12 protein-coding genes and 1 pseudogene are annotated in these 15,021 nt (G+C 56.1%); 11 read left to right on the plus strand and 2 right to left on the minus strand.

Annotated features, from left to right (window positions below):
- Window positions 1-56: 56 nt before the first annotated feature.
- Window positions 57-2,135 carry a TonB-dependent receptor family protein gene (locus tag AQS70_RS22180; RefSeq protein ID WP_055104884.1) on the minus strand — a complete coding sequence of 693 codons (2,079 nt, stop codon included), beginning with the start codon at window positions 2,133-2,135 and terminating at the stop codon, window positions 57-59.
- A 175-nt stretch (window positions 2,136-2,310) separates the two neighbouring features.
- On the opposite strand from AQS70_RS22180, the gene AQS70_RS22185 reads away from it, so the two are divergent.
- The 8 genes from AQS70_RS22185 (at window position 2,311) to AQS70_RS22220 (ending at window position 11,011) form a co-directional block, all read left to right on the plus strand.
- Window positions 2,311-2,637, plus strand: coding sequence for a YceK/YidQ family lipoprotein (locus tag AQS70_RS22185; protein WP_055104885.1), 327 nt, complete (start codon window positions 2,311-2,313; stop codon window positions 2,635-2,637).
- A 153-nt stretch (window positions 2,638-2,790) separates the two neighbouring features.
- Window positions 2,791-4,548: a carbamoyltransferase family protein gene (locus AQS70_RS22190; protein ID WP_055104886.1), complete on the plus strand. Its 1,758-nt coding sequence runs from the start codon at window positions 2,791-2,793 to the stop codon at window positions 4,546-4,548.
- Window positions 4,532-5,662: a glycosyltransferase gene (locus tag AQS70_RS22195; RefSeq protein WP_055104887.1), complete on the plus strand. Its 1,131-nt coding sequence runs from the start codon at window positions 4,532-4,534 to the stop codon at window positions 5,660-5,662. Before AQS70_RS22190 ends, AQS70_RS22195 begins: the two co-directional genes overlap by 17 nt.
- On the plus strand, window positions 5,662-6,558 hold the full coding sequence (locus AQS70_RS22200; RefSeq protein ID WP_055104888.1) for an antimicrobial resistance protein Mig-14: 897 nt from the start codon (window positions 5,662-5,664) through the stop codon (window positions 6,556-6,558). The genes AQS70_RS22195 and AQS70_RS22200 overlap by 1 nt, the downstream gene beginning before the upstream one ends.
- Window positions 6,559-6,660: 102 nt before the next feature.
- Window positions 6,661-8,085, plus strand: a complete 1,425-nt coding sequence (locus AQS70_RS22205; protein ID WP_055104889.1) for a PIG-L deacetylase family protein — start codon at window positions 6,661-6,663, stop codon at window positions 8,083-8,085.
- Entirely contained in the window at window positions 8,082-9,038 is a 957-nt protein-coding gene (locus AQS70_RS22210) for a glycosyltransferase family protein (protein WP_055104890.1), read from the plus strand. Before AQS70_RS22205 ends, AQS70_RS22210 begins: the two co-directional genes overlap by 4 nt.
- Before the next feature lie 66 nt (window positions 9,039-9,104).
- The gene (locus tag AQS70_RS22215; protein WP_055104891.1) at window positions 9,105-9,866 is read left to right on the plus strand and encodes a hypothetical protein; all 762 of its coding nucleotides are present in this window, start codon (window positions 9,105-9,107) and stop codon (window positions 9,864-9,866) included.
- A 47-nt stretch (window positions 9,867-9,913) separates the two neighbouring features.
- A complete protein-coding gene (locus tag AQS70_RS22220) occupies window positions 9,914-11,011 on the plus strand; it encodes a glycosyltransferase (RefSeq protein ID WP_055104892.1) in 1,098 nt (365 codons plus the stop codon).
- Here the strand turns inward: AQS70_RS22220 and AQS70_RS22225 are convergent.
- Window positions 11,000-11,605: a BUD32 family EKC/KEOPS complex subunit gene (locus AQS70_RS22225; RefSeq protein WP_055104893.1), complete on the minus strand. Its 606-nt coding sequence runs from the start codon at window positions 11,603-11,605 to the stop codon at window positions 11,000-11,002. The two genes, AQS70_RS22220 and AQS70_RS22225, sit on opposite strands and share 12 nt — an antisense overlap.
- Window positions 11,606-11,703: 98 nt before the next feature.
- Here AQS70_RS22225 and AQS70_RS22230 point away from each other — a divergent pair, with 98 nt between their 5' ends.
- From AQS70_RS22230 to AQS70_RS24150, 3 genes and pseudogenes are all read left to right on the plus strand, one after another.
- Entirely contained in the window at window positions 11,704-12,870 is a 1,167-nt protein-coding gene (locus AQS70_RS22230) for an O-antigen ligase family protein (RefSeq protein ID WP_055104894.1), read from the plus strand.
- Between the two features lie 15 nt (window positions 12,871-12,885).
- A complete protein-coding gene (gene msbA / locus AQS70_RS22235; RefSeq protein WP_055104895.1) occupies window positions 12,886-14,694 on the plus strand; it encodes a lipid A export permease/ATP-binding protein MsbA in 1,809 nt (602 codons plus the stop codon).
- A 184-nt stretch (window positions 14,695-14,878) separates the two neighbouring features.
- A pseudogene (locus AQS70_RS24150) lies at window positions 14,879-15,021 on the plus strand (hypothetical protein); the annotation flags it as partial.

Consider the following 15,021-nt stretch of genomic DNA (forward strand, 5'->3'; position numbering starts at 1 on the left):
CTTTCAGTAGGCTGTTCTGGCCTCAAAGACACTGACATATACGTTAATGGCGAGACTCAAAAGCTGTATTGCGCCCCCGCTCCGGCATACCAGGATCGACCAGGAGCGGCTTCGTAGAAGCGGCTATTACCGTCGGCCACAATGACCGAGCCCACGTATTGTCGGTCCAGCAGGTTGTCCACGCGCAGGGTCTGGTGGAAGGTCCAGTGATCGACCTTTTGCTCAAACTTGGCGCGCCAGTTGAAGACGCTATAGGCCGGTGCGGCTTTTTGGGTGTTGGTGTCTTCGACGTAGACCTTGCTGCGGTACATGCCTTCGACGGCTGTGCTGAGCCAGTCGACGGGTTTCCAGTTCACTTCAGCAAATAGCGTGGTTTGCGGCACGCCCGGCAGGTCGTTGCCTTTGTCCACGTTGGCAGTGGGGGTGCTGAAGTCGCGGTCATAAGTGGCTTGCAAACGGGTGTAGGCCAAGCTGGCGGTCCAGTCGTCTGCGAGCTGGCTTTCAACGCCCAGTTCAAACCCGCGACGCAAGGTGCGCCCCGCGTTTTGATAGGTGGTACGCCCGCCGCTATTGCCCAACACCACCAACTCATCGGTGGTGGTGATCTGGAAGATCGCCGCATTGATGCGCGTGTTGTCGACCTGCGCTTTCAAGCCCATTTCGTACTGCGTGCTTTCAGCAGGCTTGAGGCCGAAGTTAAAACCATTACCGCTCGGTGAGTAAGCCAACTCTGCCTGGGTCGGCGTTTCAAAGCCTTTGCCAGCGCTGACATAACCATGCAGTTCAGGAGTAAAGGCGTACATCACGCTCACGGAGGGCGTGGCTTTTTCGTAGCGTTTGGTGCCGCTGTCGTCGCCGTTGCTCAAAAATTGATCATGGACGTCCATTTCCATGGTGCTGTAGCGCAGCCCCGCTTGAACGGTCCAGTCGTCGATGGCCCAGTTGGCCTGTACATACGGATCGAGGCTGCGTGCGGTGTCGATTTCGTCACGGACCAAGGCTCCTTTCACGCCGAGCTGGTCACCACTGAAGTTGTTGTAGCCGTGGCGGCTGTCGCGGCTTTGGTCGTAATCGAGCCCACCAATCAAGGTTAGATCGCCGGGCACACTGTCGACAGGTTGTAGCCAGCGCAGGCTGCCGCCGTAGAATTTTCGGTCGAACTGCACCACGCCGCCACCCTGGTTGTTGCCGGGCGCTTTTTGGGGGATCGCTAAATATTGGATCACGCTACGGGTGCCGGTGTACGCATTGACCTGCAAAGTCGCGTTGCCGATGTAGCGTTCGTAGTTCAAGCCCACTTGCTGATGGTCAATACTCTTGCGGGTGTTGTAGGTCAGTGCTGCAGGTGCCACTGAACGTGGGTCTGCCTTGTAGGCTTGCCAGGTTTGCCCCAGCGGGTCTTGGGTGCCGTTTTGCTCCAGGCTGCTGTAAATCAGCGCCAGTTTGCTGTCTTCGTCGGGCTTTAAGTTGAGCTTGGCAAAGGTCTGGTCGCGGCGGGCGGCGCTGTGGTCACGGTAGCCGTCGGTGTCCATGCGCGAGGCATCGAGCACAAAGCCCACGTCGTCGGTCGCGCCTTCGGCCGTGAGGTGGTTTTTGCTCATTCCGTCGCTGCCCACCAGGGTTTCGGCGCCGATGCGCGGCGGCCCTTCGCCATCGCGGGAGAACATTTGAATCACCCCGCCAGCATTGCTGCCGTACAGCGTGGCCGCCGGGCCGCGCAGCACTTCGATGCGTTCGGCGGTGTCGAGGTTAAAGGTGGCGGCTTGGCCTTGGCCGTCCGGGGTGCTAGCGGGAATGCCGTCCGCAATCAGCTTGATGCCGCGTACACCAAAGGCCGAGCGTGCGCCAAAGCCACGGGACGAGATTTGCAGGTCTTGTGCATAGTTCTGCCGGTTTTGCACCACTAGCCCCGGCACGCGAGACAGCACTTCGCTGGCGTTGATGCCCAATTGACCCTCGCTGATCTGCTGCTGGTTGATGCTGTCGACCGAGTAAGGCAGGTCAAAACTGGGGCTGGCGCTGCGCGAACCGGTAATGACGCTGGGGTCTAGTTCCAGGGTTTCGGCGAAGCTGGCGGGGGCGAGGCAAAGCCCCGGGAGCAACAGGGCAAAGCGGGCAGGGGCAAAAAAATTCATGGGCGGTATCGGGGTTCCGTGTGACGCGACCCGTCTGGGCGACGGGTATCAGGCTAGCAGAGGGTGGGTAGTTTAGCGGTGTAAGAGGCTTCATACGAAAACTTAGGAAGCCATGACCTGCGATTAGCCGCAGCCGGGTGCTAGGTTGCGAGGTCATTTTTCAGGAGCCAATGCGATGGCCTGCAAATTCGTGCTGCTGTGTGTCGTGCCTTGCTTTTTGTTGGGTTGTGGGTCCGTCAAGACCTTGTTCGGCAGTGATGAGAGCATCCGTCGGGACCTTAAAAAGCAGCGCAGCTACTGTGACTCGGTGACCCGTGTCTACAGTGGCGTGGCGTTTGATTTGTGCGTGCTGAATGCGCCGCCCAACACCACCAGCGGGGTGCCCAGCGGGTTTGTGCCGATTTTCTTTTTTGACGTGCTGGCCTGTGCGGTGGTCGACACGGTTGCGTTGCCTTATACGATTTTCCAGCAAAGCCGCGCGGGCAGTCTTTTGTTGAGGTAGGCAGGCGGGCGCCAGGGCGTGGCAAATAGCGCTGGGTCATTCCCGTGCGCTTTACGCTATAATCCCGCCCTTTAGTTGTTTCTGCGCGTTGCGCGCAGTACACCCTTTTTTCAGGCGCCCGCCGCCTGCCTGCATTTTTAAGAGGCTAATCCAGTGGCATTGACGATCCTTGGCCTGTCCGGCGCCCTTAGCCATGATCCCTCCGCAGCCCTTTATATCGACGGTAAGCTGGTCGCAGCGGCTGAGGAAGAACGCTTTGTACGCGACAAGCATGCAAAGAACCGCATGCCTTACGAGTCCGCAAAATTCTGCCTTGAGCAAGCGGGTATCAAACCTTCCGACGTTGATGTGGTCGCGATCCCGTTCGCGCCTATCAGCTTGTTCGGCAAGGCCCGCTGGCACTATGCCAAACGTTACTGGTACGCCCCGGATCGCGCCCTTGACGCGATCCTGATGGGTAACCGTCGCTACAAGCGCTATCGCAATAAGATCGTGTTCTGCCTTGAGCAACTGGGCTTCGACCCGAAGAAAATCAAGATCGAACCGGTCGAGCACCACTTGGCACACGCCTCCAGCGCTTACCACTGCTCGGGTTTCAAAGAGAAAACCGCGATTCTGGGCATTGATGGTAAAGGCGAGTACGCCACAACTTTCTTCGGGTATGGCGAGAACGGCAAGATCACCAAGATCAAAGAGTTCTTCGACCCAGACTCCCTCGGCGGCCTGTACGGCGCAATTACTGAGTTCCTCGGTTTCGAGATGCTTGACGGCGAGTTCAAGGTCATGGGCATGGCGCCGTATGGCGACGCCAGCAAATATGACTTCTCGCGCTTAGCCTCGTTTGAAAACGGCGAGTTGGTGATCAACACCGAATATGCCAACGTGATCGGTCTGCGTCGTTATAAAGAGAAGGGCAAGGGTTTCTACTTCTCGCCAAAACTGATCGAGTGGCTGGGGCCTAAGCGTGAAGGCGACATCGCCGATGAACCTTACATCCACTACGCCGCCAGCATGCAAGCGCTGTTTGAAAAACTGGCGCTGCAAATGATCGACTACTACTTGGGCGACATTCTTAAGCAAACCGGCAAACTGGCGTTTGCGGGCGGCTGTGCGTTGAACGTTAAGCTCAACCAAAAGATCATCGCTCGCCCAGAAGTCAAAGAGCTGTTCGTGCAGCCTGCCTCCGGTGATGCCGGTACGGCAGTGGGTGCGGCAGCTTACGTATCGCAAGCGCGCGGCGTGCCGGTTGAGAAGATGGAGCACGTCTACCTCGGCCCTGCGTACAGCAACGAAGATGTGATCGCGGCCTGTGCCCGTCACCCTGGCAAGCCTGCGTGGCGCCAAATCGACAACACCCCTGAGCGCATCGCCAAGATCATGGTCGACGGCAACCCAGTGGCTTGGTTCCAAGGCCGCATGGAGTTTGGTCCGCGTGCCTTGGGCGGTCGTTCGATCATTGGCTGCCCAAGCAGCGCAGGCGTGGCTGACCGGATCAACGAACAGATCAAGTTCCGTGAGCGCTGGAGGCCTTTCTGCCCTTCGATGCTCGACACGGTAGGCCCGCAGATGATCAAGGTTGATCATCCCGCTCCGTTTATGACCTTCACCTTTGAAGTAGCTGAAGAGTGGAAAACCCGCGTGCCAGAGGTTGTGCATGAAGACGGCACCTCCCGCGCTCAGGTGCTTAAACGCGAATACAACCCGCGCTACTACGACATGATGAAAGCGCTTGAAGTGCTGACCGGCAATGGCGTATCGCTGAACACCTCGCTTAACCGCCGTGGTGAGCCGATGGTCTGTTCGCCGACCGACGCGCTGAACATGTTCTTCGGCTCAGATCTGCAATACCTGATCATGGAAGACATCTTGGTCGTCAAGGAAGGCGCGCAGCGTTATGAATCGCTCGACTGAGCGTCATGTGTTGCAGTTCTGTCACGGCTATGACGGGCCGTTTCTGGACTGCGCGCGCCAGTACGCCAGCCTGTTTGCGGGCAGCGGGTATAAGGTCACCACGGTCTTTTTGACCGGGGCGGCCGATCCCGAAATAGCCGCTGGCTGTGCCTCAGACGAAGTGCTGTTTATGGAGTTCAGCTCCAAGGCCATACGTGGCCTGAAGCTGGGCGCTATTGGCAAACTGCGCAAAATCGCTGCTTCTCGCGCTTTCAGCTTTTGTATCGCTCATCGTTTCAAACCGATTTATATCGCCTTGTTGGCGACCGGTTTGCCGGTGATCGGCGTACATCATGCGTTTGGCGATTATCAGCGGGGCAGTCGTAAGCTCTTTGCGAATCTGTTTCGTAAGCGCCTGAGCTTGCTCGGGGTATCTGACGCGGTGCGCGACGACATGCGCAGGTGTTTGCCCAAGTGGCCAACCGGGCGCATCAGCACGTTGTACAACCGCATTGATATCGGCGCGGTACAAGCCAGCCAGTTACCCGGCACCCAAGCGCGTGAAGCACTGGGCCTGTCGCTTGAGGGTTTTATCGTCGGTAATGTCGGGCGTCTGCACCCCGATAAAGATCAAGCCACCTTGATCCGGGGTTTCGCCAAGGCGCTGCCAGATTTGCCGGTCGATAGCCAGTTGGTGATTCTCGGTAAGGGCCGCTTGGAGCAAGACCTCAAAGCCCTGGCTCAAACACTTGGCATTGCTGCGCAGGTTAAGTTTGTGGGGCAAGTTGCGGATGCACGGCGTTATTTCCGGGCGTTTGATGTGTTTGCGCTCACTTCCGATCACGAACCTTTTGGCATGGTTTTGCTTGAGGCCATGGCCGCAGGCGTGCCGTTGTTGGCGACCGCGTGTGGTGGTGCCAAAGAAGTGGTTGAAAGCGTAGGCGTTCTGTTCCCGTTGGGGGATGTCGAGGCTTTGGCTCAAGGCATCAAACACCTGTCGACGCTCACTGATGAGCAGCGTCATGCGTGTGCTGACTTGATGCTGACACGCCTGCAAGAGCGCTTTAGCGATCAAGCCGTGCATGACCGGTTCTGGCAATTGCCGCAAGTCACTGACCTGACTGCGGGGGCCTGATGCTTAATTTTTTGCAAAGCTTTCGTGAGCGCGGCTGGAGTGCTGTTGACGCAAAGACCTACGCCGAGGCTTGGCAGCGTTTTGGCGGCAGTGTTGCCACGCATCCGCTGGTGGTTGAGCGTTTGGCGCAGTTGGCAGGTATCCCGGTGCGTTATTTAGCTTGGGAGCAAAACGGTGAACTGAAAGCCGCGATCCCGACCTGGGGCCGCGACTTGGCGTTGTCTAAAGACGTACTTAAACGTGCAGGTAAAAAAGGCCTGTTCGACCTTGGCAATGCCGAGCTCATTTTGCCTGCTGCGGTGGATGCTAACGTGCCGTTACGCCACCGTGGCCGGTATCTCTCGCAACTCAATCAAGGGCGTTTCAGCACGCTGACTCAGCAAACTGAACAGTTGGCGATGGCGCGCACGCCCGAAGAGCTGTCTAAAAAATTCCGTTACAACCAGCGCCGCGAACTGCGCTTGCTGGAAGAGGCGGGCGGTGTGGTGCGCCCGGTGACCGACTTTTCCAGCACCGAACTGGCAGCTATTTACTGCGACTTGTTCTTGCGCCGTTGGGGGTTTGTCGCGACGGGCGCCGAGCGTATGGCCGACGTTGTCGAGTTATTGCGTGAATTATTGATCGGCTCGGTCATCTTTTTAAATGACGCACCTATTGCCATCCAGTTGGTGTACCGAGTTGAATCCCCCGAATGGATCAGCGTTGAATACGTCAACGGTGGTGTAGACCCGCAAACCCGTGATTTCAGCCCCGGCAGCGTCTTGAGCTTTCTTAATACTCAGTCGGCCTGGGAGCAGGCTCGCAGCGTGAACAAGCCTCTGCGTTTTTCGTTCGGCCGCGCCGACCGCGAATATAAAGAGCGTTGGTGCAATCCGGTGCCGGTGTTTAAGGTCTAGCGCACACCTTGTAGGAGCTGCCGCAGGCTGTGATCTTTTAAACGATCAAAAGATCGCAGCCTGCGGCAGCTCCTACAGGGCATCACACTTAAGAGTTGAGCCATGAGCCGCAAACAGCAACTTCTCAAGCGCCATCGGCGCAACAAACGAATTAGCTTGCTGATTGGCCTGCTGGTGCTGATAGGCAGTGGAATATTCGTGGTCTGGTGGTTGCCGCTGGTCTTGGCAGTACTGGGCTGGGTGGCCCATGAGGCTTGGTTTGCGGACCATCTTTTCTATTCACCGCAAGACGACTATCAATACACCTTCGACCCTGACGGCCAGCGCCTAGGCGTGCGTCTGGAGGGGGAGCGTCTGCTGCTCGACACCCCGTTGACCCTGACGGGCAATGAAACCCTGATGCTGGCCATTAAGGTCAAAAGCCGCGGCCTGGGGCGCTTTCTCGATCCGAGTATTGAGCTGCTGGGCGGCGAACAGACGGATCAGCAAACCTTCGAGCGCGGGGTTAGCGGGTTGCGTTATGTGAACCTGAGCCAGCAAGCGTTGGTATTGAACCGTGGCGAATTGCGCCTCAAAGGGCGCCATTGCAGCGTGTCTGGTCTGCCTGAGCTGTGGGTTTTCCGTCAGCCCGACTACCGCGAGCAGCGGGTGATGGTGATTGCGCCCCATGCCGACGACGCTGAGTTGGCCGCTTTTGGCCTGTACAGCCAAGCCAAAGAGGCATGGATCGTCACCCTGACGGCAGGTGAAATCGAAGCCGAACACTATCAGCATATGGGGCTTGAACGTGCCGAAGCTGCGCGCCTTAAGGGGCGTTTGAGGGCGTGGGACAGCCTAGCCGTGCCGCGTTGGGCCGGTGTGCCTGAGGCGCATTGCGCGCAGTTGGGCTACTTCTGTCTGCAACTGCCTGCAATGCAGGCCGCGCCCGATCAGCCGATTGGGTCGCGTGAAGCGGATTTGAGTGATACCCGGTTGTTTCGTCAGCTCAACTCATTTGGGCTACCCGGCGACAGTGATGGCGCGCCGACGTGGAATAACCTGTTGGCGGATCTGCGTGCCTTGATCCTGCGCGCACGCCCTGAGGTCATCGTGTTGCCGCATCCCTCGCTTGACCCACACCCCGATCACATTTGCGCGCAAGCGGCGGTGTTTGAGGCGCTGCAAGGGCTGGAGTGGCAGCCAACAACGATTTTGGGCTATGCCAACCACTTGCATGACAATGATCGCTGGCCGATGGGCAATAGCGGTGACGGGGTGGCTCTGCCGCCGGTCTTTGACGCCTCGCTCAACGTGCACCCTTGCAGTCTTGCACTGACGTTAGCGCAGCAGCGCGACAAGGCGATGGCGCTTGGCATGATGCACGACCTGCAACCGCGTGCGGCGCTCAAGCGGCGTTTGCGCCGTTCAATCCAAGCGTTAATCGCGGGCAGGCAGCCATCGCCCTATGGCGAGAATGAATATTTTCGAAAAGCAGTTCGTCGGCATGAGCTGTTCTGGCGCCTTAAGACGCCGCAAGGAAAACCATGAAAGTTCTATTTCTAGTTCAGAAAGAGCAGCGGGCCATTCTGGACCGCTTATATGACGGTATCGCCGCCCATTGCGAGTGCGATACTCGCTGGCTGAGCAGTGACGAGCAGCGTAACTTGCGTAGCTACTTCCATCGTGAAGTGGACGTTTCGCGCTACGACCGCATTGTGTTTTTCTTACGTTTTAAACAGGAAATTCGTCAGGTCAGCTTTATTCGCACGCTGCCCAATCTGGTGATTCTTGAGCACGATGCGTATCAGAACTACATCGAGTGCAAGTACACCGGAAAATTCAGCGCGCATTACCGTCAGTTGCCGTGGGCGCGGGTGCTCAGCTCGGGGTTTATGGTTACACAACGCTTGCGTGACGAGGGCTTCGACGCTGTGTTCGTGCCCAAAGGCTACGATCAGACGCTGTTACATGATCTGGGGGGTGAGCGCGATATTGAGCTGGCCTTTGTCGGCAGTACCAACAGCGTGGCTTACAGCGGGCGCAAGGCGCTGCTTGATGAGTTGGCTAGCGTTGAACCGCTGGTGGTGACGCGCACCAAGTCCGGCGACGACTACCGTGACACCCTCAACCGCATTCGTTTTTTTGTCAGTGCGGACGTGGGCATGGGCGAATACATGATCAAAAACTTCGAAGCCATGGCCTGTGGTTGCGTGTTGTTGGCGTTTGATCAAGGTGAAGCAGAAAACCGTGCTCTGGGCTTTGTAGACATGCACAACATTGTTTTTTATCGCGATATACCCGAGCTGCAAAAAAAGCTGCAACGTCTGCGTAACGATCCGCAGTTGGCGGCCGATATTGCTCTTCGTGGTCGAGATCTTGCGGTGTCACAGTACAGCTTCGGTCGAATAGGTCAGCGTATTGTTGAAGAGCTGCAACCGGAGCTACGCCCTCATCCGCCCTTGTCTTGGGTCGATAGGGTTCGATTGAAACTGGGTATTTGAGAGCTCCTAGGCTCAATCGCGGTAGTCCCCCAAAGGACTGAAACTAACAATGAGAGGAGGCGAGCCGTGCGGTTCTGCCAAGAAAGCGACATTACCCTGGTTGTGACCAGTTGCGGCCGTCTTGACTTGCTCAAGCTGACGCTCGAGAGCTTTGATCGATTCAATACAGCCCCTATTCGTGAAGTCTTTATCACAGAAGACTCTGGCGACGAGGCCGTGCGCGGGGTGATTCCGCCACATTGGGTCGAACACTGCACATTCTTCGTCAATAAACCCAAACTTGGCCAGTTAGCTTCGATAGATCTGGCCTACTCTAAAGTTAGTACTTCGTACATTTTTCACTGTGAAGATGATTGGGAGTTTTACCGTCCAGGCTTTGTTGAAGACTCACGCAACATTCTGGAGAACAAACCCGAGATCTTGCAGGTCTGGTTACGTAGCTACGCCCATGATTTGCGTATCCACAGCCCTTACCTGCATTACGGTGAGCGTGAGGTGATTGGGGGCGTTGCGTGTTATCCGGTGTTGTCTGATAAGCCTGAATGGCAGAGTTTTTCACTCAATCCTGGATTACGCCGTTACAAAGAATATTTGTTGTGCGCCCCCTTTAGCGGTCATGGTGGCGAAAAGGCGCTGTCCAAGCGCTATGCCGAACTCAATTTGCAGGCGGTAGCTCTAGAGGCTGACGCCGTGTTGCACACGGGGTTTGGCAACCATGTAGAGGTGCCCGAAGAGCGCCAGCGCAAGCAGCGTCGCGGCCGCCGCGAACGTATCAAGTTGTTTGTAGCGTTGGTGCTAGGCGTGGTGATTGGCGTATTTATCAGTTAGCAGGTGCGGGTTTGAATGGTGATGATTGAACGACGAGGAAGCGTGTGATGAGCATCATTAATGTGATGTGGTCAGGCGGGTCCCCTTTTGCGTCTGTACACAAAGTTCACCAGCAAATCCTGTCTCAGGCTGCACCGGATGTCTCCATTAAAAATTGGCTGTTACAGCATTCAGCACCGGCTTGCTTGTGCGAGCTTGGGGACACTGAAGCCCTGCAATTGCCTTCGCGTTTTATAAAAGGTCGGGGTATTTGGGCGTTAGTTCGCCCTTTACGCAACCGGTTTTTTCGTAACGCGCTGTTGAAAAACGACGCCCAGTTGGTGTTGCTTGATGGGGTCGGCGTAGCGCGGGCCCTGTTGCCTGCAGTGCGTGGACTGCCTCACATACGGGCGGTAGTGATGTTTCATGGCTCTACCCGTCTACAACCCCAAGATCTGTGTTTTTTTCGTCAGTTCTCGACCGAGCAACTGACCTTGTGCGCGGTATCGAAAACCCTGGCTGACGCCATTGCCGCCGACGTTCAACTGCCTGTAATGACCTTGAGCTGCATGTTGGATCCGCACGCGTTTGTGCCGCGTCTAGCGTCACGTGAGCAGGCGCGCCACCAGTTAGCAATACCCGAGCATCATCAGGTCTTTGGCGCTGTGGGGCGGCTAGTCGAGTCCAAGGGTTTCGACACGCTCATCTCAGCCTTTGCACAGACCCTCAAGACCCACCCGGATCGACTGCTGATAATCATCGGTGAAGGTGCCATGCGAAGAGCATTGGAGTCGCAAATCAGCGCGCTCGGCGTACAAGACAAGGTGTTGTTGCCCGGTTACGTGGACAACGTCGCCAGTTTGTATCGAGCGTTTGATTGGATGCTCATACCGTCGAGGGAAGAAGGCTTGGGGCTGGTTGTGCAAGAAGCGGTTATTGCGGGCATCCCCGTGCTGGCCAGTGATCTACCGGTATTTCACGAGCAGTTGGGGGATGCAGGGAGTTACGTGCCCGTCGGTGATGAGACCGCGTGGGCTCAAGCGATTGAGGCGAGTGCCTGTGCTCGGGCAACACAAGTGGCTGCGCATCAATACGCAAGCCTCGACCCGGAGCATGCCTGGCTGCGTTTCAGGCAGGCATGTAGCACGGTGTTGTCAGACCGTTAAAAAAGCCTCTTTCAAGGCTTGGGTTGGGAACTTGTCACCCAAGCGCTCGCGCTCGATGTAGCGCAAAAAGTGTTGGAGGTTACGCTGGACCAGCTTTTTAGACAGAGGCGGCCTAACGAAGCTCATGTCGGCTACATCTATCAAGCCCCATTGGTTTTCCGGGGTTACGACAATGTTGCCTAAGTGCAGAGAGCGGAAGTAAATACCTGCTGCGTGCAATCTGCGGATCAGCTCGATAAGCTTCGGCAGATTTTCTGTCCAGTCAAAAGCGTTTTTTTCTGCGATCTGTCGCAATGTTTCGCCTGGCAGCGGGCGATACAGCACCGCAGTCATGCCGGGTTTTTCCAAGCGATAAAATGCCAGCACCTTAAGGGTGGGAATACCAAGCTTTTCGAGTTGGGCGGCGTTGTCGATAAAGCGTTTTGAATAGGGGCGCAGCAAGGCTGAAGACAGCAGGCGCTTGCGACGAAACAGTTTCACTATGTTCCCGTCTTGCAGCAGGTAAACTTTTGCGCCGTAGCTGTCCGCTTCAAGAATTTTGGCGCCTTCAATCATTTGATTTAAAGCGGCGGGTGGAAGCCGTGAACATTGCATCGTAGAACCCTTGCGAGCAGTCAGACAGGCAATGATGCCGAAAAAGTGGCGCTTTAACCATGCCAGGTTGGCTGGGTAGACGATTTAGGAGTGGGATGATGTACGAAAGTCGTTGGGCTCAAACCCTTATGACATGCGGCGTGTTGTGGTTCATGTTGGCAATCGCATTTGCACCTACCAATAAAATCTATCAGCAGGGCCTGGTGTTGTTTACCTGGTTACCGACCCTTGTGGTGGCGTGGTCTGCACGTTCGGTTTTAGCGCAGGTGTGGCATGCACAAAGGGTGCTATGCCTGTCACTTATCGGTTTGGCCGTGTGGGCCACCCTCAGTTTGAGCTGGAGCGGTCAGCCTCTGAGTCAAGCCAAGCAACTGCTCTACATCGCCTTGTTTGTTATGTCGTTCTCGATTTTGGCCAATGGCCGTCCTGAGCGGATTGTGCGTTTGATGAAATGGGGCGGGTTGGGGTTGGCGATTATGGCGCTGGTGGCCATGGTGCGTTTCTACCTTGTTGATGGCCGTCATTTGATGGACCGCCTTGAGGGATTGGGCGAGTTGGCGCATCCCATTTTGGGCGCCTATGCGATTGGTCTTGCCGGGGTTTGGATGCTGCACTGGATGCCGCGTGAGCGTGGGATGCAAGTGCTTTGGTGGGTAGCACTAGGGCTGTTGGGCGCTTTCGTGGTGTTTACTCAGAGTCGAGGAGCGGCCGTTGCGCTGTTAGTGACCGTTTTGGCCATGCCCCTTTGGCGTTGCAATCGCCAAACTGTCTTGATCTCGGTTGCGGGGCTTATTGTTGCTGGCATCGTCTTTTGGAGCATGCAAGCACAGATGTTGTCGCGGGGGTCGTCGTATCGGCCCGAGCTTTTTATGTCCAGTTTACAAATGATTAAAGCTCACCCGTGGCTTGGGCTTGGGTTTGAAGCGCGGTTTGGTGTGTCGGCGCTAGGCATTGAATTCGATCACTCGCACAACCTGTTTACCAGCGTGGGGATCAGTTTGGGGTTGCCAGGTTTATTGCTCTGGAGCATCGCTTGGTTTTCGGTGCTGGTGTACGGCTGGCGCGCTCGTGCGTCGCTGCTGGGTCAGGCAGTGGTTGGCATGTGGGTGTTTTCGACCATGGCCATGCAATTCGATGCGGCCAGCTTGCTTGATACCCCGCGTGCCGAATGGTTTATCACCTGGTTACCGATTGCCTTAGCGACTCTTTTGTCGTTCAAAGCAGCCGGTGGCGAAGCCTGTGATAAAATTTCGCGTTTTCCTTAATCAGTGAGCTCTACGATGAGTGATTCACCGTCCGATGCAGGACAGAGTTCAAGCCTGAAAATCTACTTCCGGCTCTTGAGTTATGTGAAGCCCTACATCGGCCTTTTCCTGCTGAGTATCTTAGGCTTCCTTATTTTCGCTTCGACTCAACCGATGCTTGGTTACATCCTCAAGTATTTTGTTGACGGCCTATCCAATCCGGATGCCGTGTTGTTTCCGAACGTGCCTTACCTGCGTGATATGCGCCTGTTGCAAACTGTGCCGCTGTTGATCGTACTGATCGCAGCTTGGCAGGGGCTGGGCTCCTTCTTGGGTAACTACTTTTTGGCCAGAGTGTCGCTGGGGTTGGTTCACGACTTGCGGGTTCAGTTGTTCAACAACCTGCTGGTGCTGCCTAATCGGTATTTTGACAAGCACAACTCGGGTCACCTGATCTCGCGTATTACCTTCAACGTGACCATGGTGACGGGCGCCGCCACCGATGCGATCAAGGTGGTGATTCGTGAAGGCATGACCGTGGTGTTTCTGTTTGCGTCGCTGCTGTGGATGAACTGGCGCCTGACACTGGTCATGGTCGCGATTCTGCCGCTTATTGCTGTCATGGTGAGCTCGGCCAGCAAAAAATTCCGCAAACAGAGCAAGAAAATTCAGGCGGCCATGGGTGATGTGACCCACGTTGCCTCCGAAACCATTCAGGGTTACCGCGTGGTTCGCAGCTTCGGCGGCGAAAAGTACGAGCGTCAGCGTTTTCTGGCCGCCAGCCAAAGCAATACCGATAAACAATTGCGTATGACTCGCACCGGGGCGATCTACACCCCGATGCTGCAATTGGTTATTTACGTCGCCATGGGCATTTTGATGTTTCTGGTGCTGTACATGCGCGGGGATGCATCGGCGGGCGACATGATCGCTTACATTACCTTGGCAGGCTTGCTGCCTAAACCGATCCGTCAGTTGTCTGAAGTCAGCTCGACCATCCAGAAGGGTGTCGCGGGTGCTGAAAGCATCTTTGAGCAATTGGACGAAAAACCGGAAGTCGACTCCGGCACGGTTGAGCTAGACCACGTGAGCGGTCGACTTGAGGTGCGTAACCTCAACTTCACCTACCCCGACACTGATCGCCAAGTGCTTAAAGATGTGACGTTCTCGGCTGAACCGGGGCAAATGGTGGCCTTGGTAGGGCGCTCGGGGAGCGGTAAATCGACACTGGCCAACCTTATTCCGCGCTTTTATCACCACAACTCAGGCGAAATCCTGCTTGATGGCGTCGAAATTGAAGATTATCGGTTGCTCAACCTGCGTCGCCATATCGCGCAAGTGACCCAAAACGTCACCTTGTTCAGTGACACCGTTGCCAACAACATTGCCTACGGTGACTTGGCCGGTGCGCCGCGTGAAGACATTGAAAAGGCCGCCCGTGATGCCTACGCAATGGACTTTATTGAGCAACTGCCCAAAGGCTTGGACACTCCGGTCGGTGAGAACGGTGTGCTGTTGTCGGGTGGCCAGCGTCAGCGTCTAGCAATTGCCCGCGCTTTGCTCAAAAACGCGCCATTACTGATCCTTGATGAAGCGACCTCGGCCCTCGATACCGAGTCTGAGCGCCACATCCAGGCCGCACTGGATCACGTGATGCAAGGCCGTACCACGCTGGTAATCGCGCATCGTCTTTCGACCATTGAAAAAGCTGATCTCATTCTAGTGATGGATCAAGGCCAAATCGTTGAGCGAGGCACCCACAGCGAGTTGTTGGCGCAAAACGGTTATTACGCCCGCCTGCACTCGATGGGCCTTGATGCGCCGCTGGGTGGCGATATCGCTTAACGCCAACAGAGAAACGTATGGGGGCGGGCAAGCCTGCGACGGCGTCACCGCGATCTTTTAATAGACCCGGTGACGCCCCCACTACTATCTTTGCTTCTCATTCCTGCGATTTAACACCTTGAACTGACGTGCGTTCACCCTGTGTTAATATCGCGGCCCTGTTCATTTTGTATGTGGGTTCTCCATGAAGTTGTCCATGCCGCGATTCGATCAAGCCCCTGTCTTGGTGGTAGGCGATGTCATGCTCGACCGTTACTGGCATGGCGGAACCTCGCGGATTTCCCCTGAGGCGCCAGTACCGGTGGTTAAGGTCGAGCAAATTGAACG

Source organism: Pseudomonas endophytica (assembly GCF_001411475.1).
GTDB lineage: Bacteria > Pseudomonadota > Gammaproteobacteria > Pseudomonadales > Pseudomonadaceae > Aquipseudomonas > Aquipseudomonas endophytica.